We start from the raw sequence: 277 nt of genomic DNA, 5'->3' as shown, positions 1-277 counted from the left end.
ACAAACCGGCCTGCAGATGCTACGCGCCTACACCGGCCAGATCGTCGGTCGCCAGCGCGAAGGGGCGCGGCAGATCACCATCGGAGAGAACGCCATCGTAATCAACGTCACCGACTCCGGGAATCCGCAGACGACCGCCGAGACGATCTTCAACAACATCAAGGCTGGTATCGGTGACGCCGTCAATCAGGCCAGCACCAACATCAAGTACTGATGCCTCTCAAAGATCGAATCCTTCGCGTTAATCTGGAGATGCCGAATGGTAACTTCGTCGTGC

At 57.4% G+C, this 277-nt stretch carries 1 protein-coding gene; it reads left to right on the top strand.

Going from position 1 to position 277, the window contains the following annotated elements; all coding sequences use genetic code 11:
* Positions 1–214 (top strand): hypothetical protein (locus tag ACSNOK_RS34100; RefSeq protein ID WP_436784610.1); only part of this gene is annotated, 214 nt, incomplete at its 5' end.
* Positions 215–277: the final 63 nt, after the last annotated feature.

Source organism: Streptomyces sp. URMC 126 (assembly GCF_051386555.1).
Lineage (GTDB): Bacteria > Actinomycetota > Actinomycetes > Streptomycetales > Streptomycetaceae > Streptomyces.
Note: the sequence above shows the minus strand (reverse complement) of the source record. Positions and strands in the feature narration are given on the sequence as shown.